The sequence below is a fragment of the Actinopolymorpha alba DSM 45243 genome, from assembly GCF_000373925.1.
Taxonomy (GTDB): Bacteria; Actinomycetota; Actinomycetes; order Propionibacteriales; family Actinopolymorphaceae; genus Actinopolymorpha; species Actinopolymorpha alba.
Window position 1 is genome coordinate 51,437 of sequence record NZ_KB892720.1, and the last position, 25,494, is coordinate 76,930.

The following is a 25,494-nucleotide window of genomic DNA, read 5'->3' on the forward strand; positions in this document are numbered from 1 at the left end:
AAGTCCGTCTGTTGGCGGGAGACACGGCGTGATCACAGTGCTCGGCGAGGCGCTCATCGACCTGATGGGCAAGGACGACGTCTTCGAGGCCCGACCGGGCGGCAGCCCGTTCAATGTCGCGACCGGGCTCGCCCGGCTCGGCGTACCCACCGCCCTGCTCGCCCGGATCTCCTCCGACTCCTTCGGCACGCGGCTTCGTCAGCACCTCGAGCGCGACGGCGTTTCCCTGCGGTACGCCGTCGCAGCCAGCCAGCCGACCACTCTGGCGTTCGCCATCCTCGACGCCGGCGGCTCGGCGCGCTACGAGTTCTACGTTCAAGGAACGGCTGACTGGCAGTGGCGCGAGGAGGAGCTCCGCGACCCGTTTCCGTCCGAGGTCGTCGCGCTGCACACTGGCTCGCTCGCGCTCGGTGTCGAGCCGGGCGCGACAGTCGTGGAGGCGCTGCTCCAGCGTGAGCATGCGCGCGGTCAACTCACGATCAGCGTCGACCCGAACGTCCGGCCGCAGCTGTTCGGCGACCACGACGCGACCCGCACCCGGATCGAGCGGCAACTCGGGTACGCCCACCTCGTCAAGGCGAGCGCTGAGGACCTGGCCTGGCTCTACCCCGGCGAGTCCGTTGTCGATGTCGTACGCCGCTGGCGCGCGCTCGGGCCGACCCTGGTCGTGGTGACGCTCGGCGGTGACGGGGCGATCGCGATCGGACCCGAGGGCGGGGAGGTCAGGGTGCTGGCGCCGGTGGTCCAGGTCGCCGACACCGTGGGAGCCGGGGACGCGTTCAGCGCGGCGCTCCTTGCGGGGCTCGACGAACGTGACCTGTTGCCCACGCTTCGTCAACCCGCACCTGCGGTGCTACGCCTCACCGACGAAATAATGCGCGACGTCCTGGCGTACAGCTGCCGGGCGGCCGCACTCACCTGCACCCGCCCTGGCGCCAACCCACCATCCAAGCAGGAACTCAACGCCAGTTCGCGTTGACACTCGCATGAACAGCCAGGATTCATGGTCGAGAACAGCCGTGTCCGCGCCAGGCGACGTCATTTCGATAAACCTCCTGCACAATTCAGTTGAGCACTGGCATTGTGGTCACCGTTCAATGACAACCCCGCGCTGCGAACCCGTCGCCGAAGCCCAGAAATGGGCGCTTTCCAGGCCGCCCAAGTAGCAAGGCTCGTGGGTCCTGGCGAAACGCAGGAACTCTCGAGTCCCTCAGGCCGTTCGAAGCCTGAAAGATCACCCGAACGATGCTCAGGCGATCGGGGGGAAACATGGACTGGAAAATCCTCGTAGCCGTCATCGTCGGGGGGACGATCAGCATCATGATCATTTCTATGATCGTCGGGGCGGTCCGGAGCACCCGCGGCGGGCTCGACTGGGATCATCGTTCTGACCGGTCGTTCGCCCCGTGGGACGACGAGGAGCGCTGACGATCAGCAATTCCGGCTCGGCGACTTCCTCCACCACCGCCTGTATCGCCGGTGGCGGTCCGGCCGGCATGATGCTCGGGCTTCTGCTCGCGCGCGCGGGAATCAACGTCGTTGTCCTGGAGAAGCACGGTGACTTCCTGCGCGACTTTCGCGGCGATACGGTTCATCCGTCGACTCTGGAGATTCTCGACGAACTCGGACTTTCCACCCGCTTCCATGAACTACCGCACCAGAAGGTCACCCGAGCCCGGGCGATCCAGGGTGGCCGGACGATGCGGACAGCGGACTTCTCCACTCTGAAGGTGCGCTATCCGTATGTCGCGATGGTCCCGCAGTGGGATTTCCTCGACCTGCTCGCCACCGAGGCAAGTCGCTCTCCCCATTTCCAGCTACGCATGAATGCCGAGGCGTACGACGTACTCCGCGCGGACGGCCGGATAGTCGGCGTCCGTTACCACGATCGCGACGGCGACCACGACCTCACCGCGGCGCTGACCGTCGCCGCCGACGGCCGGCACTCGACGCTTCGGGCGGCGGTCGGCCTGAGCCCCCGGGACTTCGGCGCACCGATGGACGTCGTGTGGTTCCGGCTCTCCCGCGGGGACGCTGGGACCGCTATGGAGCGCGGCAGGGGCACGGAGCGTGAGGTCAGGGAGGCTCGTGAGGGCAGCGGGGAGGACGATGCCCTCGCGATGCGACTGGGTCCGGGGTATGCGATCGTCGTCATCCCGCGCCCGACCCACTGGCAGGTCGCGTACCTCATCCGCAAGGGCGGGTACGACGAACTCCGCGCCACTGGGATCCAGGCATTCCGTGACCGGCTCGCGCGGGTGGCGCCGTTCCTCGCCGACCGGGTGACCGAACTCACCAGCTTCGACGACGCCAGGTTCCTTCAGGTGCGGGTCGACCGGCTCCGCCGCTGGCACCTGCCGGGCCTGCTCTTCATCGGTGACGCCGCCCATGCGATGTCGCCGGTGGGTGGGGTCGGCATCAATCTCGCGATCCAGGACGCGGTCGCGGCGGCCAACCTGCTGGCCGGTCCGCTCCTTCGCACCCAGCGGACCGGCGTACCCCTTCCCGAGGCGGTGCTCGCCGCCGTCCAGCGTCGCCGCGGCTTGCCCACCGCCGCGACCCAACTCTTCCAGCGCGCCATCAGCCGGGTCGTGATCAGACGGACACTGAGCGCCGCGCCCGCGGGCGGGGAGGAGACCGAAGGTGCGGCTGGCGTGCAGGCTCCGGCCGCCGGAGCGCCGACCGGGCCGGCCCCGTTTCCTCCGGAGTGGCTTCTCCGGTTGGTGGCTGGATGGTTCGCCCGGCTCATCGGGATCGGCCTGCGACCCGAACACGTCCAGATCCGGACGCCGCCCGAGCCGGACCGCTGACAACCCCGCCCTGACGATTCCGCGAATGGGCCGATCCCGGTCCCGTCCGTCCCATGGCGTGACCGCTGACCGGCGTACGCGATAGCGTAACGAGCCGGAAAGCGCATTCCTTGGAGGGCTGATGGAGCGACTGCGGGCGGCGATCGTGGGGACCGGAGGGATCGCGGGTGCCCATGCGCGGGCTTTGCGCGCGTACCCCGATCAGGTCGACATCGTCGCGGCCACGGACGTGGACGCTGGCCGGCTGGAGAAGTTCTGCGGCGAGTGGTCGATCGATGGGCGATACGCCTCCCTTGCCGAGATGCTCGCCAGCGAACGCCTCGACCTCGTCCACCTGTGCACGCCGCCCGGTGTCCACGCCGCCGACGCGATCAGCGTGCTCGAGGCCGGCGCGACCGTGGTGTGTGAGAAGCCGCCCTGCCTGTCGCTCGCGGAGTTCGACCGGATCGCCGAGGTGGAGCAGCGCAGCCCCGGGCATTTCGTCGGCATCTTCCAGCATCGTTTCGGTACGGCGGCCAAGGCCGCCAAGCAGATCGTCGACGAGCAACGCATGGGGCGCCCGATGGTCGCGGTGTGCCACACGTTGTGGTACCGCGACGACGCCTACTACGAAGTTGAATGGCGCGGCCGTTGGGACACCGAAGGCGGCGGACCGACCATGGGCCACGGAATCCACCAGATCGACCTGCTGGGACACCTGCTCGGCGACTGGGAGGAGATCTCGGCACACGCGCCCCGGCTGGCCCGCGACGTCGAGACCGAGGACATCTCCGTTGCGTACATGACGTTCGCCAACGGCGCTGTCTCCACCATCGTCAACAGCGTCTTGTCACCGCGTCAGGAAAGCTATCTCCGCTTCGACTTCGCGCTCGGGACGCTCGAAGTCACCCATCTGTACGGCCACCGCCTCAATTCCTGGCGCTACACGCCGGCACCCGGAGCCGATGAGAAGCAGCCACCCTGGCCTCCGCAGGGCGCCGACGTACCAAGCTCGCACCAGGCCCAGCTCGGCGAGGTGCTTGCCAGCATCCGCGCGGGTGAGCGCCCCCCGACGACGGGAGCCGGCCTGCGCCGCACTTTGGAGATCGTGACCGGGATCTATGCTTCAGCATTCACCGGCCAACGGGTCCGGCGGGCCGATCTGACCGCTGCCAACGCCTTCTACCATCACCTGAACGGCTCGGCCCCGGCCTGAATGGAGCGTCGACGCATGACTTCCCTGAGCGTCACCGATGTCAACCGCGCCTTGGCAGTGATGGCGGACGAGCTGGAAATCTGCAGGTACGTCTACACCTCCGACGTGGCCCAGCTCGAGTCTCCCCGCCCGTACATCCATCCGGTACGCACCCTCGCCGGCGATCTCGTCTCGCTCTACCGTCCGCACGATCACGTGTGGCACAAGGGAATCTCGCTGGCGCTGCCGAACGTCGCCGAGGGGAACTTCTGGGGCGGGCCGACCTACGTCAGGGGCGAGGGTTACGTCCGGCTACCCAACAATGGTTCGCAGGTGCATGCTGGGTTCGACGTCGTTGATGTGGTGGATGGTGTCGCGCACATCGACGAGCGTCTGCGCTGGGTCACCCAGCAGGGCGAGAAGTGGCTGGACGAAATCCGGCGGATGCGGTTCCGGCTGCTGCCCGACAACGAGACCTGGGTGCTGTCGTTCGAGACCTCGCTCACCAATACGCGCGGGAGTGCCATCGGCTTCGGCAGCCCAACGACGGAAGGGCGACCGAACGCTGGATACGCCGGGCTCTTCTGGCGCGGTCCCCGGTCGTTCAACAACGGCACGATCCTCGCCTCCGAAGGACCCGGTGGGGCCGCGATGATGGGCGAACGCGCGTCCTGGCTGGCGTACGTCGGCAGGCATGACGAGATTGACGGCAGCTCGACGCTGATCTTCGTTGACGCTGACACGAACCCTCGCCATCCGACGAAGTGGTTCGTCCGCGACGATCCGTACGCCTGCGTGTGCCCGGCGCCGTTCTTCGACGAGGTTCTCGAGCTGGCTGACGGTGACACGCTGACGCTGCGGTACGACGTGGTGGTGGCCTCCGGCGCCTGGGACGCCGAGCGCATCCGGGAGCTGGTCGTAACGCTCTGACCCGGGCCGCCTGGTGTATCCGGACGGCGTGGTGTCTCGTCCGGGAGTACGGCGAACGACGGTAGGGCGTGCACGCGCCCTACCGTCGCGAGCGGAATGGCGTTGCCAGGCAGCCTGGCATCCCGCAGCCGTCAGGCCAGCACGCGTGCCAGCGCGAAGCCGTCGTACCCCTTGCTCCCCACCGTCTGGAGCGCGGTACCGCTCAACTTCGGGTGCGAGGCGATCAGTTCGAGTGCGGCCCGGGTGCCCTGCACGCTCGGGTCGCCGCTGCCCGCGTCGGCGACCGCGCCGCCACGGACGACGTTGTCGACGACGATCAGGCTGCCGGGCCGGGTGAGCTTGACGGCCCACTCGACGTAGTGCGAGTTGTTCACCTTGTCCGCGTCGACGAAGACGAAGTCGAACGGCTCGGGGTTCTCGTCGGCCAGCTTCGGCAGTGACTCCAGGGCAGGGCCCACCCGCACCTCGGCGATCTTGTCGAGCCCGGCGCGGGCGAGGTTGCGGCGCGCGACCTCGGCGTGCGTGAGGTCGTACTCGAGGGTGATCAGCTGCCCGTCGACCGGTAGGGCGCGGCCCAACCAGATCGTGCTGTAGCCGCCGAGCGTGCCGATCTCCAGGATGCGGCGCGCACCCTGGATCTGGGCGAGGATCTGGAGCAGCTTGCCCTGATTGGGCGCGACGTTGATGGACGGCAGCCCGGCCGCTTCGCTTTCGCGTAGCGCGGCGGCCAACGTGTCGTCGTTAGGGGCGAGGAGGGTGGTGAAGTAGTCGTCGACGTCGTTCCAGAGCTGGGACTCGCTCATGCACCGCGCCTTTCGTATGCCTCGTTCATATGCGTAGGTAGATGCGCTAACCAGGTCTGCTGATGAATTTAGTCGCCGACGCCTCTCAGCGGGTTTCCGGGTTCGCGGATCACGTCAGCCACGCGGTCATCCTTCTGACGAAGGGGGTCCGCCAGGACGCTCGCTAGCCTCCCGGATCGCGCGCATGGCCCGCTCGAAGCGCCGGTCGGGGATCAGCCAGGCCAGGGCGACGACGACGTAGAACGCCATCGCGAGCGGCACTGACAGCCAGGCCGAGGCGATCCCGAGCAGATAGCCCCCCGGCGAGAGTTTGCCCTTCCAGTCACCCCCGAGGGCTTGGCGGAGAACCGACGCCGCCCCCTCAGCGCGGATGATCGTCGTCTGGAGCAGGAACCAGGCGAGGCCCGCGGCCAACAGGTTCACGCCATACACGACGACGGGGGTGCGGGCGTAGCTCGTGTCGTCCATCCAAGCCGTCGTTAACGGGAAGAGTGAGAGCCAGAAGAGCAGGTGCAGGTTGGCCCAGAGCACTCCTCCGCTGACCTTCTCGACCAACTGGAACATGTGATGGTGGTTGTTCCAGTAGATGCCGATGTAGACGAAGCTGAGCAGGTAGGTCAGCAGTGCGGTGCCGGTGGTCTGGCGGAGGGCAGCCAAGTCCGCGTGCTCCGGCACCTTCAGCTCCAGCACCATGATCGTGATGATGATCGCCAGTACGCCGTCGCTGAAGGCTTCGAGTCGGCTCGTCGGCATGGCAACATTCTGGCCGATTCGAGCTGATCACGATTCAGGCCCGCCGGTGGCGAAGTGGGCGCACGTAAACGCGGGCGCTCACCGGCTCTAGGCTTGACGGCACTCGAAGGGAGAGTGGGCAGAAGGGTGTCACCGGATCCGGATGAAGGAATCGATGCCGCTGGTTACATCACCACAGGCGTCGACATGACGAAGGTGAGCGTGCTCTACGAGCCTGTGCTGGCGGATGCTCGTGACACCATCAGCGCGACACTGGGATCCGAACTCCATGGCCTCTACCTGTACGGCAGCGTCGCCACCGGGCAGGCGACGGCGCCGACTTCTGACCTGGACCTGTCGGCCATTGTCACGACCGAACGCGCCCTCGATCAATGCCGACTCCTCGGCGAGGAGTTGTCAGCCCGTCACCGGTCCACAGTCAGAGAAGTCGGCATCTCGGCCGGATTGCTGGAGACCCTTCTCGCCCCAAATGCCGAGGGAAGAGCGGAACGCTGCTTCCTCAAGCACTACTGCATCAACGTCGCCGGCATTGACCTTCGGCCAGACCTGCCAAGGTTCCGTCCAGATACAACCATCGCGCGTGAGTTCATTGGCGATCTGCAGGGCAAGATCGCGCTGTTTGGCGACCGGCTTCGTGACGCCGAGTCCGCTGCGGACGTGAGCGCCGTCGCGCTTTTGGTGGGCCGTAGGCTTCTCATGGCAGCGGCCGTGCTGCATTCCGTCATCAACGGGACCTGGTCGACGGCCCGGATCGAAGGCGCGCGACTGCTCGACGAGCACCATCCCACCTATCGCCGTCACACGCATCGGGCACTGGCCTGGCTCAACCTGTCGTCCCAGCCCATCGACGCCGGCCCGACCGTGCACCCGCCAGGTCGAGAGGAGGTCAAGGACGTTCTCGACGACCTGGGCGGGCTGCTTCTGCGCGACGTACGACACCACCTTCCGCCTCGGGAGAGCCAGTTCTCCTGAGCACCGATTGCGTTGATGACGAGGAGCCCGCGACACTTGCCGGCATGACAGACTTCGCCACCGCGTTCGTCACCATCGACGACCCGTTCGCCGCGTTCGATCTGGCGGTGGAGGAGGTCGCCACGCTCTTCGCGGTTGCCGACTCCTCCGCCGCGACGAACCACACCGTGGTGCCGCTCGACGACTGGTCCTCTGAGCTACTGCGCCACCACGTTGTCAGCCTTCTCGAGGAGTACGCCGCCGTCGCCGAGGGCAAGCCCGAACGCGGGCCGACTCCGCCGCAAGCTGACGGCCGCCCCATCGCTGAAGACCTACCGCATCGCGCCAGCGACTTCCTCGCGGCCGCAGCCCATGCACGACAGGCGCTCTGCCGCCCGGAGGTGCTCGCTGGCACCCGCGACACGCAGATCGGACCTCAGCCCGGCGCGGCCGTACTCCAACACGTACTCAACGAGTTGATCTCCCACGCCTGGGATCTGGCGCGGTCCCTCGGCCGCAAGGTCACCTTGCCCGATGAACTCGTGGAGCAGTGCCAGGCCAGCTGGCGTGCGTTCTTCGACGCGTTCGGCCGGCCAAGCGTGAACTTCCAGCCCGAGCAACCAACGCCCGCCGATGCCAGCGCCGCCGACCGCCTCGCCGCCTATCTCGGCCGCCGCGTCTGACTCGGGGCCGCCCGCACTCAGACCCCGTTAGAAGCACAGGGGCAACGGATCCAACGGACACCAGGTAGGGCTCGGCGAAGGGGTCGGGGCCGGCGTCGGTGTCGGCTTACGGGTAGGGGTTGGCGTCGGCGTAGGCACCCGAGTCGGTGTCGACGTCGCCGTTGGCCAGGGAGTCGGTGAGGGGTAGGGGCCGGGGCGGGCCGTACCCGTTGGGGACGGTACGGGAGCGTCCGTCGAGGTCGGACCCGGCGACGGGTTCGGCGCGTTGGTCGGTGCACCGGTGGGCGCGGGCGCCGGTGCACCGGTCGGCGACGGAGACGGTTCGCCGGTCGGCGACGGAGACGGTTCGCCCGTGGGGGATGGCCCCGGAGCGGGCGGAGAGGGAAGACCGTCCGGACCGCCCGGCGTCGACGTCACGTCCGCGCCGTTCTTGCGGTAGTACTCGATCCACGCCGAAACCGTCCGGACGTACGTCGCTGAGTGGTTGTAGCTGAAGATCGCCTGGACAAGATGCGTCGGCTGGGAGAGGTCACGCTCACCCAGGCACAGGTACTTCGCGGTGGCCAGGGCCGCGTCGAAGACATTGTGTGGGTTGGCGATTCCGTCGTCGTTTCCGTCCGAGGCAAACCGTGCCCAGGAACTCGGAATGAACTGCATCGGTCCCACCGCGCGGTCCCACACGCTGTCCCCGTCGAGTCGGCCCCCGTCAGTGTCGGGAATCGCGGCGTAACGCGTCCCGTCGAGGACCGGCCCGAGAATTCTCCGGGTGGTGTCACCGCGTTCGGTCACCCGGCCACCGCCCGCGTGCCCCGACTCGACCTTTCCGATGCCGGCCAGCATGTCCCACGAAAGGCTGCAGCCCGCGTCCGCCTTCTTCATGCGGACGGCCGCGTCCTTGTACGCCTGGAAGACGACGCCCGGAATGGGCGGGCTCCCCTTGACAACCTGCCCAGCCGGGTCGGTGGAAACGCTTGTCTGCTTGGAGTCTGCCGCCTGCGGCGCCTGCGTGGGAGCGGCCGTCGGTAGCGGCGCGGTCTCGCCGGGCGAAGGGCCACCACTGAGCCGGGTCGTTCGCCAGTCGGGCACCGCGGACGCGTCCGGATCCCCACTCCGGCGGCCGTTGTCGGCCGACGTCGACAGGGTCTCCGACTCCGGTGCCGCTTCACCGAATTCCTGCTCGAGCACGATTGGAATCACTGACATCGCCAGCGCCACGGCGACCGCCAGACCGATTCGCTTCGGCGTCACCCACCCCATACCTGACCACCCCTGTGTGTGAAAGCCGCTGCGGACATCGGAGCCGGCAGCGCTCGACGTATCAGGACACAAGCGGTACCGCTGCCACCGAACGTATGAAGACGGCGTTACTCGACCATGACAATCGGGATGGCTGGCCGTAAAGGACGTTTCACACCCATCGCGGACTATCGTGAGGAATCTGCACAGGCCACCGCGGGCTTCCTGAGGAAATGGCGATGTCCGATTCCCGCTAGCACCAGGCCCCGTGGCGTGCGAGGCTCGAACCCGTGATGCCGTCCTTCGAACACTGTTACCGGGCCGTGGAGTCGCGAGACCCGCGGTTCGATGGCTGGATCTACATCGGGGTGACCTCGACCGGGATCTACTGCCGGCCAAGCTGCCCCGCCGTGACACCCAAGCGCGAGAACTCGCGGTTCTTCCCGACCGCCGCGGCCGCGCAGGAGGTGGGTTTCCGTGCCTGCCGCCGCTGCCGGCCTGACGCCGTACCCGGCTCACCCGAGTGGGACATCCGTGCCGATGTGGCCGCCCGTGCGATGCGGCTGGTCGACGACGGTGTGGTCGAGCGCGAGGGCGTGACTGGCCTGGCCGCCCGGCTCGGCTACACCACCCGGCACCTCAGCCGGCTCCTCGTCACCGAGCTCGGCGCCGGACCGCTCGCCCTCGCCCGCGCCCGCCGGGCCCACACGGCCCGACTCCTCCTGCAGACCACCGCGCTGCCGATCACGGACGTGGCGTTCGCGGCCGGTTTCAGGAGCGTACGCCAGTTCAACGACACGGTCCGGGCGGTCTTCGCGGCCACGCCGAGCGAGGTACGCCAGGCGAGCCGGGAGCAGAAGCCGACCGACGGCGAGGTGGTCCTGCGGCTGCCGTACCGCCCGCCGTACGACGTCAAGGTGGTCTGGCGACACCTCAGCGAACGCGCGGTGCCCGGCCTGGAGGAGGTCGACGGTCAGACGTACCGGCGGGCCGTGCGACTCCACCACGCTCAGGCGGTGCTCGAACTCACGCCCGCAGACGGCTACGTCCGGTGCGCGCTCCGGCTCGGCGACCTGCGCGACCTGGGGCCCGCCGCCGCGCGGTGCCGCCGGCTGCTCCACCTCGACGCCGATCCGATGGGCGTGAACGACGTCCTCGGCCGGGATCCGCTGATCGGGCCGCTGGTGCGCGCTCGACCCGGGCTCCGCGTACCCGGCAGCGTGGATCCGTTCGAGACCGCGGTGCGCGCGGTGGTCGGTCAGCAGATCTCGGTCTCAGCGGCCCGCACCGTCGCCGGCCAGCTGGTCGCGACGTACGGCGATCCGCTGGCCCACCCGGCTGGCTCCCTCACCCGCACCTTCCCGTCACCGGAGGCGCTGGCCGGCGCCGGCACCCTCCCGATGCCGAAGGCACGCACCCGCACAGTCGTCGCGCTCGCCAACGCCGTCGCGGACGGGAAGGTGGACCTCACACCGGGCGCCGACTGGGACGAGGCCACCACGGCGCTCCTCGAGGTACCCGGCATCGGCCCGTGGACCGCGTCGTACGTCGCGTTGCGCGGCCTCGGTGCGCCCGACGCCTTCCCCGGCACTGATCTCGGCATCCGCCGCGCGCTCGTCGACCTCGGGATCGACGATCACGCCGACACGATCACGAAACTCGCCGACCGGTGGCGCCCGCTGCGAAGCTACGCGGCGCAGCACCTCTGGACCCACTTAGGCGAGCATTCTGGTGCGACGGTCGCCGAACGCACCAGCCAGTCGTCCCCCACACGCCCGCGCGATCCTTCCAGCACGCAAGGACAAGCAGCATGACAAGCACTCAACACACCTGCACGATCGACTCGCCAGTCGGCCCCCTCGAACTCGTCGCTGTCGACGGTGCCCTGACCGAGATCCACTTCGCAGGTACGGCCCCCGCCACGCAAGGTGACCTTGACAGCGATCCGGTCCTTCGCGAAGCCGTTGACCAGTTGACCGCCTACTTCGGCGGCGTTCGCACGGAGTTCGACCTCCCGCTGGACGGACGGGGTTCGGAGTTTCAGAAGCGGGTGTGGCAGGCGTTGACCGAGGTGCCGTACGGCGAGACCTGGTCGTACGCCCAGCTGGCCCGGCACATCGGCTCGCCCACCGCGTCTCGGGCTGTCGGCGCCGCGAACGGCCAGAATCCGCTTCCGGTCGTGGTCCCCTGCCACCGCGTCGTGGGGACCAACGGCACGCTGGTGGGGTACGGCGGCGGGCTCGACCGCAAGCGCGTCCTGCTCGAACTCGAGGCGAAGGTCCGGCTCAACCGCGACTTCGGCGCGACCCTCTGACGCGCCGAAAACCCCCAACCTGATCGCCTGCTGTGCCAGAGTGACTGTCCATGCAGGTCGTGGTGATCGGTTCGGGCATCGTGGGTGCGAGCGCGGCGTACCACCTGGCGCTGCGTGAGGTCAGCGTCGTCCTGGTCGACCGGGTGGATGTGGGCCGCGCGACGGACGCCGGTGCGGGCATCGTGTGTCCCTGGATCTCCTCGGTCCGCACCGACCCTGCCACCTACCAGCTGCACGTGGCCGGCGCCTGTTACTACCCCGAACTCGTTGCCCGGCTGGCGGACGACGGCGAGCCCGACCCGAGCTACGCCCCCGTCGGAGGGCTCTACGTCTCCGCGGATGAGACGGAACTCAGCCAACTCCACGACCTGGTGGCGGCCCGGCGCGCGCAGACGCCGGAGATCGGGACCGTGACCCGGCTCGACCCCTCGGAGGTACGCCGGTTGTTCCCACCACTGCGGGCCGACCTCGGCGGCGTGCACCTCAGCGGCGGCGGTCGGGTGGACGGCCGGAGCATGCGGGACGCCCTGAGCCGGGCCGCGGCACGGCACGGCGTACGCCAGATGACGGGCTCCGCGCAACTCGTTCTTGTCGACGGCAAGGTCACCGGTGTGCACGTCTCCGAAGGCGACGTCCACGGCGGCGACGCGGAGGAGCCGACAGATGGTGCGGCCTTGGACGGCACGGTCATTCCGGCCGACGCGGTGATCGTCGCGGCCGGCGCCTGGGCCGGCGAGCTGCTGCGCCCCGCGGGCGTCAAGCTCGCCTTGGCACCTCAGAAGGGCCAGATCATCCACCTCGAGCTCGCGGGCGTCGACACGTCGACCTGGCCGATCGTGCAGCCGGCCGGATCCCATTACCTGCTGGCGTTTCCGGGCGGGCGGATCGTGTGCGGCGCGACCCGGGAGACCGGGTCGGGGTACGACGACCGGATCACGGCGGGTGGCGTCCGGCAGGTGCTGAGTGACGCTCTCCGGGTCGCTCCTGGTCTGTCGGATGCCACCCTGCTCGAGACCCGAGTCGGCTTCCGCCCCCTGAGCGGCGACGGGATCCCCTTCCTGGGAAGGGTTCCGGAGGTTGACCACCTGATCGTGGCGACCGGGCTCGGTGCCACAGGACTCACCGCCGGGCCTTACGCCGGAGCGATCGCGGCGCAACTCGCCCTTGACGAGGCGCCACCTCTGGACCTCTCGACGTTCCGGCTCGACCGTTCCTGACCTTGGGTGTTCGCCGGTGGTTCCTTCCGGCTCGTCGTACCGATGCAATGGTGGCCTACTGCCCGCTCGGCTTGGACGCGGCCGCGATGTCGACCGGCGTCGACACCGTCACTTGGTCGAACTCCGACGTCCGGACCGTGACATCCAACTTCCACTGCCCAGCAAGGGGAAACGTGGGGAGCGAGAGGTAATGGCCCGGCCCGGACTTGGCCATCTTCAGCTTCACTGGTCCCAGTGACGGCTTGGCCAGGCTCACCGCCACCTGCAACTCGGCCGGATCCTTCGGACGTCCCTGACTGTCCACCACCGACAGGTGCATCGTGCTCACGCCAACCCGCGGCGGCGAGAAGGTCACCTGGATCATGCCACTACCGTCGGGCCCGTCGCTGGTCCGGAACGGCAACGTCTTGAACTCCGGAGCCCCGGTCGCCAGGGCGGCGTCGGGCCCGACGGTCGGCGCCGCGGCCGTTGGCTGGCCGGGCCCTGCCTGGCCCGGGGATGCCTGGCCCGGGGATGCCTGGCCCGGGGATGCCTGGGTCGGCGATGCCTGGCCCGGCGATGCCTGGGTCGGTGTCTGCTGGCCGCCGTTCGGAGCGGCCACGGTCGTCGAGGATGCCTGCTGAGCCCGCGCGTAGGCGGTCCGCCCGACCTCGGTGTCGACCAGCACGGCGGTGAGGGCAAGGACCAGGCCAGCCACGCAGGCCTCCGTGATCACCGAACGCCGCAGAGACGCCACCTCGGGCGTACTCTCCTGCGCCTCCCACGGCCGCCGGGCAAGGGGCGCCACCGCCGGCTGGTCCTGCCGGCGTACCCAGGATCGCGCGCCCACCGCAAGACCGACGAGCAAAAGGACGAGCGCGAGCTTGAGCAGCAGGACACCGCCATAGTCCGTGCCAGCCAGCGCGGAGAAACTGCCGACCTGCCGCCAACTTTGGTACGTGCCCGTGACGACCAGGACGCAGACGCACACCAGCGCCGTGGTCGAGAAGCGCAGCACCGCGGGCCGGACCGCCTCGGCCTTCCGGGCCGGCAGGAGCACCACGGCCATGGCCACGAGGCCGCCGATCCAGACCGACATCGCCACCAGGTGCACCACATCCGCCGCCATCGTGAACGGCGCCTGGACGCCCACGCCGCTGTGGTTCGCGACGCTCCAGGTGGCCGCAAGGACAGACGCACCAACCAGGACGCCGAGCGGTCGCCACCACCGCGACCACCACCCGGCCGCCTCTCCCCGCTGGGGATGCCGCAGCAGGAAGGCAAGGCCGACCGCCGCCAGTCCGAGCAGCAGGAGGCGTACGCCGAACGCGAGACCGAGCCGGGTGCTCAAGGTTTCCGCCAGCACGGACGGACTGACCATCCGGCCGAGCGGCAGCTGGGCGGCGTACGGACCATAGACCAGCAGGCCCACGCCGGTGGCCGCCGCCAGCGTGAACCACCCCGCACGCAGCAGGCGGCGCGCCCGCGGATCGGTCGTGCCGGCTGGCCAGCAGACGATCAGGAAAGCCGACGTCCCCACCAGTAACGCCAGACCGGCGAACGCCACGGCCCGGGTGATGCCGAAGATGACGCCCACCAGGCCACCACCATCCTGGGCCGGCCCTGCCTGACCGGGCGTTGCCTGAGCTGGCGCCGCCTGGGCGGGCACGGGCCCGCCGGCCGGTGCCGGTGTCGGAGCCGGCGTGGCCGTCCCCGAGCCGACCGAGAAGACGAAGGCCCCCTGCACCGGATGGGAGTCGCTCGACGTCAGCCGCCACGCCACGGTGTGGGCACCAGGGGTGAGGGGACCACGCAGGGTCGCTGAGATCGTCTCGCGCTCGTTGTGGGGATGGATGAGCTGCCCGACCTGGATCCGTTTGCCGTTCGGGCCGAAGACCTCGATCTTCCCCAGCCCCACTTCGACGGCCTCACTGAACCGCAGCACGAGTTGTTTGGGCGGCGTGGTGAGAACGCTGCCATTTCCGGGCGTGGTCATGACCAACTCCGCGTGTGCCGACGCCGGACCCGCGGTGAGCATCACCGCGAGACAGGCAACCAGCATCGCCGCCAGGGTGTTTCCACCCCGGATCGCGAGAGTGCGGATCACGGACGGGCCGATCGCGGGGGTGCGGATCGCCGGGGTGCGGATCACGGGCGGGCGAGCCGTCACGGTCCCACCTTCACCCGCGACGCGTTCGGCGTACCAGCGTAGGAAGCTGATGCCCTCGAACGCCGGCTCAACACGGCGGTGGCGATGCCGATCACGCCGGCGAAAAGTCCGGCCCCACCGAGCCAGCGCGCCGCCGCGTCCTCCGTTACCACCACGGATGAACGCCCGGCCCCCGACGACGCCGGAGAAGTATCCGTCTCTGTCGAACTTCCTGAGCCGGCCGGCACCGCGGCCGGCTTCGCCGTGACCGGAGCGACCGTGAGCATCGGTGCGGGCTTCTCCGGCTCCGCACCCTCGCTCTGGGGTACCTCGATCCACCGGACGACCTCACGGTTGGAATAGGTCTGGATTGTCATGAACGCCAGCCGTGCGGACGTTTCCGGGAGCCGTCCCATCGACATCTCGAATTCCTGGAACTCCCCCGGGCCGATCTGCCCGCCCTTCCAGACAATCGAGGTGACCGCCTCCGTGATCTGCTCGTCACCGGATTTCAGCGGCGTCGCGAGGCGTTCCTTCTTGACCAGCGCAGACCAGCCCGGGACGGGTTCGATCGACACATGCCCCAGTGGATGGTCTTTCGGAAACGCGACCTCCACCTGGACCGTCGACGCGTTGTCCCGCTCATTCGGGACCCGGAGCGACACCTTGGCAAACCCGCCAGGATCGACGGTTTTCGGGTCGACGGAGACATGGGCGAAGGCGGGTGCGGGAATCGCCAGCGTGCCCATTGCTATCAGTGCCACCGCAGTCAGCCGGTGGGAGTGAGAACGACGCGAAGACATGGATCTCCCCTTTTGTTCACGATCACGAGTGCGAAACCACGTGCCCCGCGGCGGCCGAGGCTGCACCTGGCCCAAACCGGGCCAACATTCCTCAGCCGCCGCGGGACGTTCACTACTTCTCCGGCAATGGAATGGGCAGCGGTAGCGGGAGGCCGACCGCGGGCGGGTCGACCTCAACTGTCGTTACCAACCCGGCCATCCCCTCCTTGGTCTCGGAGTGGGAGAAGATATGGCAGTGGAGTAACCAGTGGCCGGTTTCCTTCGGCGTGAAGAGAATGTCGAAGGTCTGGCCTGGTGCCACCGTGAGCGTGTCCGCCTCATAAGGCACAGACAGATTTCGCCCGTCCTGCGCGACCACCTTGAACGGCACGCCGTGCAGATGGATGGGGTGGAGTTGCTCCGGCCCCGTGCCGATCAACCGGATCCTGACCGACTCACCCACCCGCGCCCGGAGCGGAACGGTGTTGGGAAACGACCGACCGTTGATGACGAAGCCAAGGACGCTGTCACCCACCATCATGCGGTAGTCGTGATCGGCCCTGATGTCACCGAGCCGGGGCACCACCTCGAGCGAACCGTAGAGGCCCTTACCCACCTGCTCGCCGTCCATGTGCGAGTGGTACCAGTGGGTGCCGGTCGAAACCGCCTTCCATTCGTAGGTGTACGTCTGGCCCGGCTCGATTGGCGGCTGCGTCATGCCGGGCACGCCATCCTGGGCGTTCTTGAGTTCCATACCGTGCCAGTGCACCGAGGTATCTTCGGGAAGGTCGTTCTTGACCACGATCTTCACGTTGTCGCCCTCGTTCACCCGGATCACCGGGCCCGGGAGAATGCCGTTGAACGCATAGGCATCCTTGAACTTCCCCTTGGACACCTCCCACTTCACCGGCGCCGCTCGCAGCTGGAACACCTTTGTTCCGTTGACTACTTCGTACTTCGCGAGGCGGGTTCCGTCCTGGAGGTCCTTACCCACGTCGGGTGACGGCGTCGGGGTTGGACTCGACGTCGGAGTCGGCGTGCCGGTAGGCGTACTGGTCGGTGTGCTCGTGGGCGTGCCGGTTGGTGTCGACGTCGGCGTAGCCGTGGGTGTGCTGGTGGGTGTATTGGTGGGGGTCGACGTCGGCGTTGACGTCGGCGTCGGCGTTGACGTCGGCGTCGGAGACGGGCCACCGCCACCGCCCACGGCGATGGTGCCGGTCATGTAGGTGTGGATCTCGCAGTGGTACTCGATCGTTCCCTGCTGGCTCACGACACTTGAGTACGACTCACCAGAGCGGAGGTCAGCCGAGTCAAGCGGTCCGCCCTTGATGTTGTGGATGGTGCCATCTGTTTCCTGGTTGGTGAACGTAACCGTGTCGCCCGGCGCCACGTTCAGTGCGTCTGGTTGGAACGCGAAGTTCTTGATCGAGATCGCGTGCACTGCCGCGGCCGCGTTGCGGGGCCACAGCGCCACGACGCCGAGGCCGCCCACCAGGAGCGACATGGCCAGGAACAACGCCACTAAGGGCGATGGTCGGCTGGCGTGCTCCCCGAGGCCGGGCAGCCGGATATGCGTCTGCCACCTTCGCCAGGGTTCAAAGCGCATAGTTCTTTTCTTTCGTCCGCTGGTGTGTTTCTGGGTGCGGGGGGAGCCGCGCGCCTTGGCGGCTCCCCCCAAGGGTCAACAGCGCGGTCTACGAGCAGTTCGCCTTGACACTGATCGGGTTACGCTGCGCGCAGGTCAGTCCAGCAAGCGGTCCCGAGGTCGGGGCCGTCTGCGACCAACCGTTGTAGGCGAGCGGAAGCGCGAGCACGCCCTGACCGCCCATCCCGGCGTAGTCGACGATCTTGTCGTCGGTCGCCGTTCCTTCGTCGGCGTCGAGCACCATCTTGCCGACGACGGCGGCGTCCGAGGGATCGCCGTCACCGTTGGGGTCGCCGTCGATCACCGAAAGGGTGTTGGCGAACTTGCTGGAGACGTAGGCGTAGTAGCCGCCGCCCTTCTTGGCCCCGAAGTTGATCCCGTGACATCCCGCGTCACACGGCAGCGACTTGACCACCATGTCTGTCTTGGTGTCGATCACGGTGACATTCGAGGTGAGGGTGTTGGCCACCAGGAGGTAGTTACCGTCCGGGCTGACGGGAAGCTGGATCGGCAGGCCACCCATCGGCCCGTTGACAGCTCCACTCTTGGGGTCGTAGTTGGCCCACAGGTCGATCTCCTTGTTGTGGACCTTGCCGCCTCCGTCATTGCAGGCGTCCTCCTTCAGCGAGAAGCAGGTCACGCTCTGCCCAAGGAAGTTGGCCTGGTAGGCCTTCGAACCATCCGGCGTCATCCCCGACGCGATCGGGAGTTCCCCGGTCCTTTCCTTCCGGATGGTTCCCGACGGAATGTCCACGACCGTGGCGTCGTAGTTGTTGACGTTCGGCGTGATCATCGTCGTCGCGTCCGCACTCATCCAGTGCGCGTGTGGATGCGCCGGCTTCTCGCCGGGATTCTGTACCGGAATTCTCCGGTCAATTCCCTTCGCCCCCGGACTCAACTCCACAACAGCGTTTCCACCGTTGATGGCGACATGCAACTGGTCCGTGTCGGTACGCGTCATCACGTGGGAGGGGTCTGGACCCACCTTGATACTGCGGATATATTTCCCGGTCTCTCGATCAAACACCGTCAACCGATCGGAGAACCACTCGGTCTGGTAGATCACCTTGTGATCCCGGTCGGTCCACATGTTGTGCGGGTTGTTCATGTTGATCTCAGGCAAGGCGACCTTGCGCTCGACCTTCCAGTTCTCCACGTCGACCTTCGTCGCCGTACCAGACTTGGACTTTCCCGCGGTCTTCTCCATCTGGGTGTCGATCCAGACCTCACCCACGCCAGGAACGGCCGGACGCTGGTTCAGTGCCGGAAGCGTCTTTCCTTCGTGGAACTTCGTCTGGAAGTACGCGTCCAGAGACGGGACCAGGAACGGCTTCTCATCCTCGTCGTACATCAGAATCGGCGCCGGCGGATAAGTCGGATCGTAATACTGATCCTTGCTGTTGCTGAACTTCTGCCAGTTACCCGGACTGGTGATGGTGAAGAATTTCTGCACCAGCTGAGCGATGATGTCGGCGTTCGAGGGAACGTCGAGGCCACGAGAGTTGACCGACAACCTCTTACCGAAGTCGAGGCCCACGGTGAGCGGGTCGTCCACCACGACAGCACCCAGCATGTACGGGTGAATCTTGCAGGCGAACGCGTACAACCCTGGCTTGTCGAGCTGCATCTCGATCGTGCCCGAAGTGGCACCGGTCTGGTCGATCGGGAAGCCCTTCGCGCCCGTCGGCCAGATCAGGCTCGTGACCGTGTGCAGGGCCGCCGCCTCTGGCTGGGCGATCTTGAAGGTTGCCGTGACCGGCAGCGTCAGCCCGGTCTGCAGCTGCCCGCGCAGATCGCCGAGCAGATCTTCCAACTCCACACCGACCGGCAGATCGCTGAGGTCGATCGGCTGGTCAACCGGAAGGCCCTTCACCTGCTCCTCGAACTGATCGATGAGCTTGTTCGCCTTGCGGTCCTGGCCACTCAACGGGAACGCCGCCTGGTTGACGGCTTCCCGCAGCAGGTCGAGGTTGAGCAGATCCTCGGTCGCCACCGGAAGCTCACCGATCGACAGCGACTTGCCGCTGGCGGCCGGAAGGTTCACCAGGCTCGAAACATCCAAGCCCGCAAGGGCATCGAGGTTCAACGGCAGGCTGGCGAGCCCGATCCGCGGGAGCTCGGCAACCCCCAGAGCCTGGGTACCGAAGAGGTTCACGTCGGTGTCGAACCACGACCCCTGGTTGTCAGTGAGGTCGAACTCGACAGGGAGCGGGCCAATTCCCACTGGTTGGGCGTTGGCCTGTGGGGCGTTTCCTTGCAGCGCACTCATCGCGGCGACTGGCACCACGAAGGCGGCGACAGCGGCCAGCACACGCCGAAGACGACGACGCCGTCTTCGAGGTGGCACAGCAACGGTTTGAGACATGTGATTCCTCGGAGGTGAGGTCGACAAGGGACATCCGGCTGGTGAACCGGGTGGGTGTGAGGAGGCACCGGATGGATGTCCCGGCTCGGGTGGCCGCGCGGACGGGACCCGGGCTGGCCCGTCCGCGCGACCCCGGGCAGCCGAGGCAGGTACGTCGAACCGCTCCCGCTCCCATGGACGTGCCCCATGTGGGACGAGAGACGCGAAACGTACCGACCGTCCGGAACCGCCTCACATGGGATAGAAAGCCACCAATGTGTAACGCTTCATGACTATCCGTACTGCCCGACCGTTACGTTCCAACTTCATACATCTCGGACGACAGGTGCGACTCTGTTAACACCTGCGCTATTCGCCGATTGTGAGACGTTTGGTGCGCATTCCGGTGGTTTATCCCGCACGTCCCTACATTCGTGGTCCGGATGCCGGACCGATCGGCGTGCCACCGGACCGGGTCCGGAGTGCGCCAGTCCAACCACCCGGGTTGCCCCGACCGTGGCGAAATGCGGTCGCCATCCGGGCGGTACGTTCGGTGCGGATCCCGGTCTTTGCCGGCTGTACGGACAACGGAGGGTGGACATGGAGAACGCGCGCGCGATCTACATCGGCTCATTCACGACGGGCGCCGGCGGCGAGGGCGCCGGCATCAGCCTGGCCCACCAGGACCTCGCGACGGGTGCCCTCGACCTGGTGGGGCTGGTCGCGGAGGCCACGTCACCGGCGTTCCTCGCCTGGCACCCGAGCGGTCAGTACCTCTATGCCGTCAATGAGCGGGCCCACGCCGCGGTCACCGCGTACGCCGTCGACAGCGGCGGCGCACTGCGCGAACTCGGCAGCCAGCCAACCGGCGGCAACGGCGCCTGCCACCTCACCGTGCATCCCTCCGGCCGCTACCTTCTCACCGCCAACTACGGCAGCGGACACATCTCCGTCCACCCCATCGGCGCGGACGGCGCTCTCGGCGAACGCACCGACCTCATCCAGCACGAGGGCTCCGGTCCAAACCGCGCCCGGCAGGAGTCCGCACACGCCCACCACGTACGCGTGGATCCCAGCGGGACGTGGGTGCTCGCGGTCGACCTCGGCGTCGACGCCGTACTCACGTACTCCCTCGACCTCGAAACCGGCCGGCTGACGCCTGGCCCGGTGGCGAAGGCGACGCCGGGCGCCGGCCCGCGACACCTTGCGTTCGCGCCGGACGGGCTGGTCCACGTGGCCGGCGAACTGGACTCCACGGTGATGAGCTACCCACTCGACCCGGCCAGCGGCGTGATGGAGCTCAAGGGTGTCGCGCCGTCGACGCTTCAGACCGCGCCTGCCGACAACTACCCGTCGGAGATCGCCGGCAGCGAGGACGGTCGTTTCCTGTACGTCGCCAACCGCGGCCTCGATGTCATCGGCACTCTGGCCGTCACCGGCGCTGAGGTCCGCCCGATCGCAGACGTGCCCACCGGAGGCGCGTGGCCACGGCACCTCGCGGTGGTCGGCAGTCATCTGTACGTCGCCAACGAGCGATCCCACCAGGTCACCCACTTCGTCCTCGACCCCACGACCGGGATTCCACAGCAGGCCGACGACGTACTGGAGATTCCGAGCCCTGCCTGCATCCTCGCCGCGCTCTAGGGTCGTTTGCGGTCGACACCGCAGGGCCGACGGTCGGCGCGGCAGCCTCGCGCTGAGCGGGCCAGCTCAGATTGTGGAGATTCCGGGGTGCTATAACCCCCCGGAGTCTCCACGGTCTTACTGGAGTGCTGCGGATGTAAGACAGTTCGGAGGCGTTACTTAAAAAGGTCCGCCCGGGTATCGTGCGCCTCGAATGGCGTACACCCGGCCGTTCCGGATGCTGAGAAATCAGGGTGGACCCCTGAGTTGTCATAGGTTTCTCGGTCTCTTAGCCGAGAAACCTATGACAACCAAAGCAACCTCAAGAGCCACCAATCGTCGCCCTCCGGCCGGGACCGTGATCATGAAGGCAGAAGGGGCTATGCGTCCCGAAAGCCTTCATGAACCAGATCATGATCACGGAAAGAGGGCTGGGCGTCTGGGGCGTACGCGAGGAAGGGAGCTTTCCGCTCAGGACAGCTCGCGCGGCTCCACCGGCCAGATGTGCTCGGCCTCGAAACCCAGGAGCTCGCGGGCTGTGGTCAGGTCGAGAGGCACGCTCCGCCCGGGGAAGGCCATGCGCCGCTCGACACCTGGATGGAACCTCTTCAGCAGGGCTTCGGTGGGGTACGGCGCCAGGGTCTCCGGTGCGGCCAGGAACACCGGGTGGAATCCGGCCGGAACTGCACCCGCCTTCGCCGCCTCCGCCGCGCCCGCGTCCGACGCCCCGCCCGGCTCCGACACCGCATCCGACGCCCCGCCCGGACGCGACACCGCGAGCCACGCCGCCCGCGCCGCATCCCGCACGTCGAGGTAGGTCCACAGATCCCGCGCACCATCCGACGGGTCCGCGGCCTGCCGGATCGCCCGGCCGGCAAGCTCCTCCGGCCTTCCGACAAAGGGATAGCGCAAGGCCACCACGGTCATGCCGTACCGCCGCCACATCATCGCGCCGGTCGCCTCGTCGGCCTGCTTCGACAGGGCGTACGGGTCCTCGATCTGCAGCGGCAGCGCCTCGTCGATCGGCACGTAGGCGGGATGGAGGAATCTCGGCGCCCACGCCAGCCCCAGGATGGACGCGCTGCTCGCGAACGCGACCCGCCGGATGCCTGCCTGCGCGGCTTCCTCGAGGATGACGAACGTGGCATTGGCGTTGCCACAGAACACCTCGGCCGGCGTCCCCATCGTGGGCGTTGGGATCGCCGCCAGATGAATCACGGCGTCCGCGTCACGTACTCCTTGGCGACGGAAGGATCAGCCGCGTCACCCACGACGAGCCGGTCGGCCGGCACGGCGCCAGGGGGTTCCTCGAGGACGAGCGCGGTGACCGTGACGTCGTACGACGCCAGCAGGTCAACGACAGCCCGCCCGATCCGTCCCGCGGCTCCGGTCACCAGGATGCGCCTCGGCATCGGCACCATCGTCACCGTCACTCCTCTCCGCTGGCGCCCGGCTCATCCACGGTCGGGCAGCACCAGCACCTTGCTGGAACCATCGTCGCCATTCGCCAACGCCCGAAAGGCTTCCGGCGCGTCGACCAGGCTGACCCGCCCCTCGATGAGACGGGCCAGCTCGGGCGGCGCACTCCCCACCCACGCCGCCGTTTCCCGGAAATGTGTACCTGTGTAGCAGTAGCTCCCGACAAGGCTCCGCTCCTCCAGGCTGACGGAGTACGCGGACACCGACACCCGCGGCTCATGCATCCCGACGAGCACGACCCGCTCTCCCGCCGCGCACACGGCCAACGCGTCGGCGAGGGAACGCGAGGAACCCACCGCGTCGATCACCAGCGTCGGCGCTCCGCCCAGCACCTCGGCAGCCTGGTCGGCGAGGGCAGCGGCCGTCGGGTCCATCGTCGCGACACCGATGTCGTCCAGCAGAGAACGCCGGCCGGCATGGGGTTCAGACACCGCTATGCGTGTCACCCCCAACCGCCGTACCGCCAGCGCACACGCCTGGCCGATCGGGCCGCCGCCCACCACGAGCACCGTGTCGTCGCTGCCGCAGCGGCCACGCTCGACGGCGTGGTGCCCGACCGCGAGCGGCTCGACGAGAGCGCCGTACTCCACGGGCACGTTCTCGGGCAGGGGTACGACGTTCGCCGCCGGCACCACCATCAGCTCAGCGAACGCCGCACTGATCGCCGGATCGACACCGATGATCCGCTTGGTAGGACAGCGATGGTCCAGGCCAGCGGCGCAGGCTGGGCACGCCCCGCAGCTGAGGACGGGATGGACCGTGATCAGAGCGCCCACCGCGATCCCGGTGACCTCGGGTCCCAGCGCCGCCACCCGCCCGACCGTCTCGTGCCCCATCACCTGCCCGGGGAACCTGCGGCCGTTCTCGCCGGTGTAGCCGTGCAGGTCCGACCCGCAGATCCCCGTGGACAGGACCTCCACCAGCACCTCGCCAGGACCGGCCTCCGGGTCCTGCCGCTCCTCGACGGCAATGTCCCAGGGCCCACGAAAGACGAGTGCGCGCACGAGTGCCTCCCACCGTTGACGACGCGGGCACCATACCTACGGCACCGCGCCGTGACGTACGACCGATCAGCGGGCTGACGGGAGAACCGCCCCAGCCGTCCCAATCCGGTCAGGAGAGGTACGGCAGGAAGGGGTCGTGGTCGCGCGGCTCGAACCGTCGGAGTTGATGGGTACGCCGGATCAGGGCGCGCGCCTCCGCCCTGTCAGCCAGGATCCCGTGCGCCCGGGCCTGCACCAACAGGTTTCCCAGCGCGGTCGCCTCGACGGGCCCAGCCACCACCGGCAGCCCACACGCGTCGGCGGTCAACTGGCACAGCAGAGTGTTCAGCGCACCACCACCGACGATGTGGACGGCGTCCACCCGCCGCCCCGAGAGGTCCCGTGCCAGAGCGACGTTGCGGGCATGCGCGATCGCGAGACTGTCAAGGATGCAGCGGGTTACGGCGGCCGGCGTCTCCGGCTCGGGTTGGTTCGTACGCCGGCAGTGGGCGCGGATCCGCTCGGGCATCTCTCCCGGTGCGAGGAACTCCTCAGACTCCGCGTCAATCACCGACCGCAGCGGCGCCTCCCGCTCCGCACCCGCGAGCACGCTCTCGAGCGTCACCGGCTCGCCGGCCTTCTGCCAGGACCGCAGGCTCTCCTGCAGCAGCCACAGGCCCATCACGTTACGGAGATAGCGGATCGTGCCGTCGACGCCCACCTCGTTGGTGAAGTTGGCGGCCAGGCTGCGCGCCGACAACACCGGTGCGGCCAACTCCACGCCCACCAAAGACCAGGTGCCACAGGACACGTACGCGAAGTTCTCGTCCTCGGCCGGCACCGCCGCCACCGCCGACGCGGTGTCGTGCGACGCCACCACCGTGACCCGCAAGCTGTCGTTGACACCGAGCGCCGCGCGCACGTCGGGCAGGACCGGGCCGAGCGACTCGCCAGGCTCGCGAAGCGGTGGGAAGAGGCGAGCCGGCAAGCCCAGCTTGTCGATCAGCTCGCCCGCCCAGGTGGCCGCGGTGACGTCGTACAGCTGGGTGGTCGAGGCGTTGGTGCGCTCAGCGCCCACGGTGCCAGTGAGCCGATGACAGAGCAGGTCCGGGATCATCAGCAGGGTCTGGGCCCGGGCCAGATCCTCGGGGCGTTCGGTGAGCAGTTGATAAGCCGTGTTGAACGGCATGAACTGCAGGCCCGTGGTCTGGTAGATCGCGCTGGCCCCGAGGTCGGCGCGGATCCGCTCCATCACGCCGTCGGTCCGGCCGTCGCGGTAGTGCGCGGGCGGTGCGAGCAGCGCGCCCGACTCGTCCAGCAAGCCGTAGTCGACTGCCCAGGAGTCGATCCCGACCGACGTCACGCCCGACGCGCTGGCAGAGGGGGATCCAGCCCGCACAGGCTTCGCCCCTCGGGCCCACCCCTCACCGCGGACCGCCTCCCGGAGGCCGGTGAGAACGCCGTCCCACAAGGCGTCGACGTTCCATGACAAGCGGCCATTGACATGAACCGGATCGTTGGCGAAGCGGTGGACGACGCGGGTCTGGAGTACGTCGGGCCCCACCTCGCCCAGGAGGACCCGACCACTGGAGGCACCCAGATCAACCGCAGCGGCACTCAGGCGCTCGGTCGTCATGGC

19 protein-coding genes and 1 pseudogene are annotated in these 25,494 nt (G+C 68.1%); 10 read left to right on the top strand and 10 right to left on the bottom strand.

Annotated elements, in window-relative coordinates:
* Window positions 1–28: 28 nt before the first annotated feature.
* The 4 genes from B141_RS0105920 to B141_RS0105940 all read left to right on the top strand — a co-directional run bounded on the left by B141_RS0105920 (window position 29) and on the right by B141_RS0105940 (window position 4,914).
* The gene (locus B141_RS0105920; RefSeq protein WP_020574247.1) at window positions 29–979 is read left to right on the top strand and encodes a carbohydrate kinase family protein; all 951 of its coding nucleotides are present in this window, start codon (window positions 29–31) and stop codon (window positions 977–979) included.
* A 427-nt stretch (window positions 980–1,406) separates the two neighbouring features.
* Window positions 1,407–2,810 (top strand): FAD-dependent oxidoreductase, encoded by a 1,404-nt coding sequence (locus tag B141_RS0105930; protein ID WP_020574249.1) that lies wholly within the window; start codon window positions 1,407–1,409, stop codon window positions 2,808–2,810.
* A 121-nt stretch (window positions 2,811–2,931) separates the two neighbouring features.
* The gene (locus B141_RS0105935) at window positions 2,932–4,005 is read left to right on the top strand and encodes a Gfo/Idh/MocA family protein (protein ID WP_020574250.1); all 1,074 of its coding nucleotides are present in this window, start codon (window positions 2,932–2,934) and stop codon (window positions 4,003–4,005) included.
* Window positions 4,006–4,020: 15 nt separating this feature from the next.
* Window positions 4,021–4,914, top strand: coding sequence for a DUF6807 domain-containing protein (locus B141_RS0105940; RefSeq protein ID WP_020574251.1), 894 nt, complete (start codon window positions 4,021–4,023; stop codon window positions 4,912–4,914).
* 131 nt (window positions 4,915–5,045) lie between these two features.
* Here the strand turns inward: B141_RS0105940 and B141_RS0105945 are convergent, their stop codons facing one another.
* On the bottom strand, window positions 5,046–5,717 hold the full coding sequence (locus B141_RS0105945) for an O-methyltransferase (RefSeq protein ID WP_020574252.1): 672 nt from the start codon (window positions 5,715–5,717) through the stop codon (window positions 5,046–5,048).
* A 126-nt stretch (window positions 5,718–5,843) separates the two neighbouring features.
* Complete coding sequence (locus B141_RS0105950) at window positions 5,844–6,470, bottom strand: TMEM175 family protein (RefSeq protein ID WP_020574253.1); 627 nt, start codon at window positions 6,468–6,470, stop codon at window positions 5,844–5,846.
* A 186-nt stretch (window positions 6,471–6,656) separates the two neighbouring features.
* Between B141_RS0105950 and B141_RS45310 the strand changes: the two genes are divergently transcribed.
* Window positions 6,657–7,442, top strand: a complete 786-nt coding sequence (locus tag B141_RS45310; RefSeq protein WP_157180823.1) for a nucleotidyltransferase domain-containing protein — start codon at window positions 6,657–6,659, stop codon at window positions 7,440–7,442.
* Between the two features lie 44 nt (window positions 7,443–7,486).
* Window positions 7,487–8,104: a TIGR03086 family metal-binding protein gene (locus tag B141_RS45315; RefSeq protein ID WP_020574255.1), complete on the top strand. Its 618-nt coding sequence runs from the start codon at window positions 7,487–7,489 to the stop codon at window positions 8,102–8,104.
* A 27-nt stretch (window positions 8,105–8,131) separates the two neighbouring features.
* Here the strand turns inward: B141_RS45315 and B141_RS52165 are convergent, their stop codons facing one another.
* Window positions 8,132–9,352: a lytic transglycosylase domain-containing protein gene (locus B141_RS52165; RefSeq protein ID WP_169512904.1), complete on the bottom strand. Its 1,221-nt coding sequence runs from the start codon at window positions 9,350–9,352 to the stop codon at window positions 8,132–8,134.
* 281 nt (window positions 9,353–9,633) lie between these two features.
* Here B141_RS52165 and B141_RS39120 point away from each other — a divergent pair, with 281 nt between their 5' ends.
* From B141_RS39120 to B141_RS0105980, 3 genes are read left to right on the top strand one after another with little or no spacing between them, the layout of a single operon-like run.
* The gene (locus tag B141_RS39120; protein WP_020574257.1) at window positions 9,634–11,154 is read left to right on the top strand and encodes a DNA-3-methyladenine glycosylase 2; all 1,521 of its coding nucleotides are present in this window, start codon (window positions 9,634–9,636) and stop codon (window positions 11,152–11,154) included.
* Window positions 11,151–11,654, top strand: coding sequence for a methylated-DNA--[protein]-cysteine S-methyltransferase (locus tag B141_RS0105975; protein ID WP_020574258.1), 504 nt, complete (start codon window positions 11,151–11,153; stop codon window positions 11,652–11,654). Before B141_RS39120 ends, B141_RS0105975 begins: the two co-directional genes overlap by 4 nt.
* 50 nt (window positions 11,655–11,704) lie before the next feature.
* Window positions 11,705–12,871 carry an NAD(P)/FAD-dependent oxidoreductase gene (locus B141_RS0105980; RefSeq protein ID WP_020574259.1) on the top strand — a complete coding sequence of 389 codons (1,167 nt, stop codon included), beginning with the start codon at window positions 11,705–11,707 and terminating at the stop codon, window positions 12,869–12,871.
* Between the two features lie 55 nt (window positions 12,872–12,926).
* Here B141_RS0105980 and B141_RS52170 read toward each other — a convergent pair whose 3' ends face one another.
* From B141_RS52170 to B141_RS0106000, 4 genes are all read right to left on the bottom strand, one after another.
* A complete protein-coding gene (locus B141_RS52170) occupies window positions 12,927–15,020 on the bottom strand; it encodes a copper resistance protein CopC (protein WP_020574260.1) in 2,094 nt (697 codons plus the stop codon).
* The gene (locus B141_RS0105990) at window positions 15,017–15,763 is read right to left on the bottom strand and encodes a YcnI family copper-binding membrane protein (protein ID WP_202805678.1); all 747 of its coding nucleotides are present in this window, start codon (window positions 15,761–15,763) and stop codon (window positions 15,017–15,019) included. Before B141_RS0105990 ends, B141_RS52170 begins: the two co-directional genes overlap by 4 nt.
* 151 nt (window positions 15,764–15,914) lie before the next feature.
* A complete protein-coding gene (locus B141_RS0105995; RefSeq protein WP_169512905.1) occupies window positions 15,915–17,387 on the bottom strand; it encodes a multicopper oxidase domain-containing protein in 1,473 nt (490 codons plus the stop codon).
* Window positions 17,388–17,475: 88 nt separating this feature from the next.
* Entirely contained in the window at window positions 17,476–19,737 is a 2,262-nt protein-coding gene (locus B141_RS0106000; RefSeq protein ID WP_020574263.1) for a hypothetical protein, read from the bottom strand.
* 633 nt (window positions 19,738–20,370) lie between these two features.
* On the opposite strand from B141_RS0106000, the gene B141_RS0106005 reads away from it, so the two are divergent.
* Window positions 20,371–21,414 (top strand): lactonase family protein, encoded by a 1,044-nt coding sequence (locus B141_RS0106005; protein ID WP_020574264.1) that lies wholly within the window; start codon window positions 20,371–20,373, stop codon window positions 21,412–21,414.
* A gap of 450 nt (window positions 21,415–21,864) precedes the next feature.
* On the opposite strand, the pseudogene B141_RS39130 reads toward B141_RS0106005, so the two are convergent.
* The 3 genes and pseudogenes from B141_RS39130 to B141_RS0106020 all read right to left on the bottom strand — a co-directional run bounded on the left by B141_RS39130 (window position 21,865) and on the right by B141_RS0106020 (window position 25,491).
* A pseudogene (locus tag B141_RS39130) lies at window positions 21,865–22,814 on the bottom strand (NAD-dependent epimerase/dehydratase family protein).
* Window positions 22,815–22,847: 33 nt separating this feature from the next.
* Window positions 22,848–23,876, bottom strand: a complete 1,029-nt coding sequence (locus tag B141_RS0106015) for a zinc-dependent alcohol dehydrogenase (protein WP_020574265.1) — start codon at window positions 23,874–23,876, stop codon at window positions 22,848–22,850.
* A 109-nt stretch (window positions 23,877–23,985) separates the two neighbouring features.
* Window positions 23,986–25,491 carry a rhamnulokinase gene (locus tag B141_RS0106020; RefSeq protein ID WP_020574266.1) on the bottom strand — a complete coding sequence of 502 codons (1,506 nt, stop codon included), beginning with the start codon at window positions 25,489–25,491 and terminating at the stop codon, window positions 23,986–23,988.
* Between the last annotated feature and the right edge of the window lie 3 nt (window positions 25,492–25,494).

What these genes read in the sequence shown, in the direction of transcription:
- B141_RS0105935 (WP_020574250.1), top strand. Translation starts at nt 2,932, where the DNA reads ATGGAGCGACTGCGGGCGGCGATCGTGGGGACCGGAGGGATCGCGGGT.
- B141_RS0105940 (WP_020574251.1), top strand. Translation starts at nt 4,021, where the DNA reads ATGACTTCCCTGAGCGTCACCGATGTCAACCGCGCCTTGGCAGTGATG.
- B141_RS0105945 (WP_020574252.1), bottom strand. Translation starts at nt 5,717, where the DNA reads ATGAGCGAGTCCCAGCTCTGGAACGACGTCGACGACTACTTCACCACC.
- B141_RS0105950 (WP_020574253.1), bottom strand. Translation starts at nt 6,470, where the DNA reads ATGCCGACGAGCCGACTCGAAGCCTTCAGCGACGGCGTACTGGCGATC.
- B141_RS45310 (WP_157180823.1), top strand. Translation starts at nt 6,657, where the DNA reads ATGACGAAGGTGAGCGTGCTCTACGAGCCTGTGCTGGCGGATGCTCGT.
- B141_RS45315 (WP_020574255.1), top strand. Translation starts at nt 7,487, where the DNA reads ATGACAGACTTCGCCACCGCGTTCGTCACCATCGACGACCCGTTCGCC.
- B141_RS39120 (WP_020574257.1), top strand. Translation starts at nt 9,634, where the DNA reads ATGCCGTCCTTCGAACACTGTTACCGGGCCGTGGAGTCGCGAGACCCG.
- B141_RS0105975 (WP_020574258.1), top strand. Translation starts at nt 11,151, where the DNA reads ATGACAAGCACTCAACACACCTGCACGATCGACTCGCCAGTCGGCCCC.
- B141_RS0105980 (WP_020574259.1), top strand. Translation starts at nt 11,705, where the DNA reads ATGCAGGTCGTGGTGATCGGTTCGGGCATCGTGGGTGCGAGCGCGGCG.
- B141_RS0105995 (WP_169512905.1), bottom strand. Translation starts at nt 17,387, where the DNA reads ATGCGCTTTGAACCCTGGCGAAGGTGGCAGACGCATATCCGGCTGCCC.
- B141_RS0106005 (WP_020574264.1), top strand. Translation starts at nt 20,371, where the DNA reads ATGGAGAACGCGCGCGCGATCTACATCGGCTCATTCACGACGGGCGCC.
- B141_RS0106020 (WP_020574266.1), bottom strand. Translation starts at nt 25,491, where the DNA reads ATGACGACCGAGCGCCTGAGTGCCGCTGCGGTTGATCTGGGTGCCTCC.